The organism is Albidovulum sp., from assembly GCF_008933605.1.
Classification (GTDB): Bacteria; Pseudomonadota; Alphaproteobacteria; order Rhodobacterales; family Rhodobacteraceae; genus Albidovulum.
This window is the reverse complement of record NZ_WBUS01000241.1, coordinates 1-3,074: the sequence shown is the minus strand read 5'-3', so window position 1 is coordinate 3,074 and position 3,074 is coordinate 1. Positions and strand designations below refer to the sequence as shown.

The following is a 3,074-nucleotide window of genomic DNA, read 5'->3' as shown; positions in this document are numbered from 1 at the left end:
ACCCCATATTCAGGCCATGCTGAAGCTGACGCCGATCCTCCTCGCGCTTCTCTATGCCGTCGTCCTCTGGCGTTTCTCGGCCTGGCGGACCGCGAAGGAACTCGACGCAAACTCCACCGAGTTGCGCGACCCGGCGCTTGCCGAGGTGACGGGGCGGCTGGCCCGGGCGCTGGGGGTCGAGCGGGTTCCGGTCAGGATCTACGAGGTCGCGGTGGTCAACGGCCTTGCGGCGCCGGACGGGCGCATCTTCCTGACCCGGGGGTTCCATGACCGCTTCCGCGAGGGCAGGGTCACGGCCGAGGAGATGGCGAGCGTCATCGCCCACGAACTCGGCCATGTGGCGCTTGGGCATTCCAGGCGGCGGATGATCGACTTCACCGGGCAGAACGCGATCCGGATGGTACTCGCCACGCTTCTCGGCAGGCTCCTGCCGGGGATCGGCGTCATGGTCGCCAACCTTCTGACCTCGCTCGTCGCCGCGCGGCTCAGCCGGCGGGACGAGTACGAGGCCGACGAGTGGGCCTCGGCGCTTCTCGTCAAGGCGGGGATCGGCACCGCCCCGCAGAAGTCGCTTTTCGCCAAGCTGGGCCGGATCACCGGCCAGGCTGGCGCGGCGCCCGCCTGGCTGATGAGCCACCCGAAGACCGGGGACCGCATCGCCGCGATCGAGGCGAACGAGCGGAAGTGGGGCCTGAACGTCGAACCGATCCGCTAGGGTGGATCAGCCCGCGCGCTGCACGGCACGCCGGACGGGCCGGGTCGCGAAGGCCAGCGCGACGGTCACGAAGGCCGAGTAGCCGATCCAGCCCGCCAGCGTCACCCAGTCCGGCGCGGCGCGGTAGCCGGTCAGCGAGGCGACGATGCCGCCGACCCGTCCGCCGTCGTCGAGGATCGCGCTCATGTCCCAGAGCGGCGCATGGAAGGGCAGGATGCCTGCACCCACCAGCTGTTCAAGCCCGGTGGTGAAGAGCGCGCATCCCAGAAGCAGCAGCATCGCCTCCGAAATGCGGAAGAACCGGCTCCAGGGCAGAAGGCGGCCGCCAAGCTGCATCAGCGCATAGGTCGCGAACGCCAAGGCAAAGCCAAGGGCGATGGCGCCGAGGATGCCGGGGAGGCTCGTCCCAGCCGCCCCCGCGACCATGCCGTAGAGGAAGACCACGGTTTCGCTGCCCTCCCGCGCCACGGCGATCGCGGCGAGGACGAAGATCGTCCACCAATGTCCCGACCGCGCGGCATCGCTGAGATCCCATTCCAGGTCGCGCTTCAAGGTCCGCGCGTGGCGGCGCATCCAGAGCACCATCTGCACGATGAGCCCGGCGGCGAGGAAGACCATCGCCGTCATCATGTCCTCGCGCAGCATCGGCGGCAGGGTCTCGGCAAAGCCGAGCACCATCGCCGCGAAAAGAAGCGCCACGGCCAGACCCGATGCGACGCCGCCCCAGAGGTAGCGCCCGGCCCTGGCGCCGACCGCGCCCGTCGCAGCCTCGCGCCTGAGCCAGTTCGACAGGATGCCGATGACCAGAAGCGCCTCGATGCTTTCGCGCCAGATGACGAAGATGATCTGCCCCGACATGCCGGCGCCCCCTTATTTCACCACGACGACGCCCTGGGCGGTTTCCTCGTGCTCGTGGAATTCGTCGACGAAGGCGTAGCTGCCCGCCGGCAGGGCCGGAAGCTTTACGGTCATTTCCTGGCCGGGGCCGACGACGGCCTCTTTCTTCAGGGCCTTGCTCTCGAACTCACAGGCCGAGGTGCCGCTGTTGCGGATCAGAAGCTCTGCCGCTTCGCCCGTCGCAATCTCGACGGTCTGAGGGGTGATGACGCCGTCCTTGAACTCGATCACGACGGGGGCAGCGGCGGCGGCGAGTGCCATTCCCACCGAACATGTGACGCAAAGCGCAGCCAGAAGGCCGGGACGGGCGACGCGGAAGGCAGCACGGGACATTGTAATCTCCTGATGTGGTGCTGGCGGGTGAGGCCTGCACCCGCATAACTAAGTATTATAGTCGGATAAAGGCTTTTCTTACTGAAAGCATAAACTATTCGTGACAGAGCGATGGCTCAGGTCGAGAGCAGCTTGCCGAGTCGCGGCAGCCGGGCGCGTTTGAGAAACGGGCGCAGGGGTTGCGCCTCACCCGACAGAAGCTCGGCGCGCGCGCGCACCTCCTCCACCACCCTTTCGACCGGATCGGGGTCCTTGGCTTGCAGGGCGCGCAGGAATTCGTCGGGGTCCATGCGGCGCAAGCCTTCCTCCGCCAAATTGTGACGGGGAAAGTCCTGGGCGTTGAAGGTGACGATCACGTCCGCGCCGCCTGCGATGGCGGCGGCGAGAACATGGACATCCGCCGGGTCCGGCAGCCAGAGGCGCGCGGCCAACCCCTCGCGTTGCGGCACCGCCGCGGCGGGAAACGCCGCCCTGAGTGCCGCGATCTCTCCCCTCGCGACGATCTCGGCGCCGGGCCCGAGCTTCACGACCGCCCGCGCCCATTCCTCGAGGATGCGATCGGACCAGAGCGGAGTGTAGAGGCCAGCCCGCGCAACGCCGGTCAGGATTTCCCGCAACACCGTCGGATAGAGCACGCAGGCGTCGAGAAGCGCCTTCATCCGTCGAGCCGGAAGAAGAGCGCCTTCAGGTATCCCGACTCGGCCAGTTGCGGCAGTTGCGGGTGGTCGGGCCCGGCAAAGCCCGTGTGCAGAAGCTGCCCCCGGCGGCCGCCCCGGCCGATCCCGCGCGCCGACGCGTTGCGGAATTGCGTCAGGTCGGCGGCGTGCGAACACGAGCAGAGGCAAAGAAAGCCTCCCGGCGTGACCAGCGGCGCGGCCAACCGCGCCACCCGCTCATAGGCCCTGAGCCCCGCCTCCAGCGCCGGTTTCGCCGGCGCGAAGGCCGGCGGATCGCAGACGACGAGGTCGAAGCGCGCGCCCTCGGCCCCGAGTGCCTCCATCGCGGCGAAGGCATCGCCCTTCCGCGTCGCGAACCTCTCGCCCGCCCCCATCGCCGCCGCCCCGCGCCCCGCAAGCTCAAGCGCGGCGGCGGTGATTCAGCCCAATGCCGCCTGGGCGGAGGCAATGAT

General features: G+C 68.7%; 4 protein-coding genes and 1 pseudogene. 1 reads left to right on the top strand and 4 read right to left on the bottom strand.

Features of this window, described 5'->3' with window-relative positions; all coding sequences use genetic code 11:
• Positions 1-16 precede the first annotated feature (16 nt).
• Positions 17-715 (top strand): M48 family metallopeptidase, encoded by a 699-nt coding sequence (locus tag F9K34_RS18140; RefSeq protein ID WP_291338511.1) that lies wholly within the window; start codon positions 17-19, stop codon positions 713-715.
• Between the two features lie 6 nt (positions 716-721).
• Here F9K34_RS18140 and F9K34_RS18135 read toward each other — a convergent pair whose 3' ends face one another.
• The 4 genes and pseudogenes from F9K34_RS18135 to F9K34_RS18120 form a co-directional block, all read right to left on the bottom strand.
• A complete protein-coding gene (locus tag F9K34_RS18135; RefSeq protein WP_291338510.1) occupies positions 722-1,573 on the bottom strand; it encodes an FTR1 family iron permease in 852 nt (283 codons plus the stop codon).
• A gap of 12 nt (positions 1,574-1,585) precedes the next feature.
• On the bottom strand, positions 1,586-1,945 hold the full coding sequence (locus tag F9K34_RS18130) for a cupredoxin domain-containing protein (protein ID WP_291338509.1): 360 nt from the start codon (positions 1,943-1,945) through the stop codon (positions 1,586-1,588).
• A 116-nt stretch (positions 1,946-2,061) separates the two neighbouring features.
• Positions 2,062-2,604 (bottom strand): RSP_2648 family PIN domain-containing protein, encoded by a 543-nt coding sequence (locus F9K34_RS18125; protein ID WP_291338508.1) that lies wholly within the window; start codon positions 2,602-2,604, stop codon positions 2,062-2,064.
• A pseudogene (locus F9K34_RS18120) lies at positions 2,601-3,029 on the bottom strand (RlmI/RlmK family 23S rRNA methyltransferase); the annotation flags it as partial. The gene F9K34_RS18125 and the pseudogene F9K34_RS18120, both read right to left, overlap by 4 nt.
• Between the last annotated feature and the right edge of the window lie 45 nt (positions 3,030-3,074).

Excerpts from the sequence above, each read along its gene's own strand:
- F9K34_RS18140 (WP_291338511.1), top strand. The coding sequence starts at position 17 with ATGCTGAAGCTGACGCCGATCCTCCTCGCGCTTCTCTATGCCGTCGTC.
- F9K34_RS18135 (WP_291338510.1), bottom strand. The coding sequence starts at position 1,573 with ATGTCGGGGCAGATCATCTTCGTCATCTGGCGCGAAAGCATCGAGGCG.
- F9K34_RS18130 (WP_291338509.1), bottom strand. The coding sequence starts at position 1,945 with ATGTCCCGTGCTGCCTTCCGCGTCGCCCGTCCCGGCCTTCTGGCTGCG.
- F9K34_RS18125 (WP_291338508.1), bottom strand. The coding sequence starts at position 2,604 with ATGAAGGCGCTTCTCGACGCCTGCGTGCTCTATCCGACGGTGTTGCGG.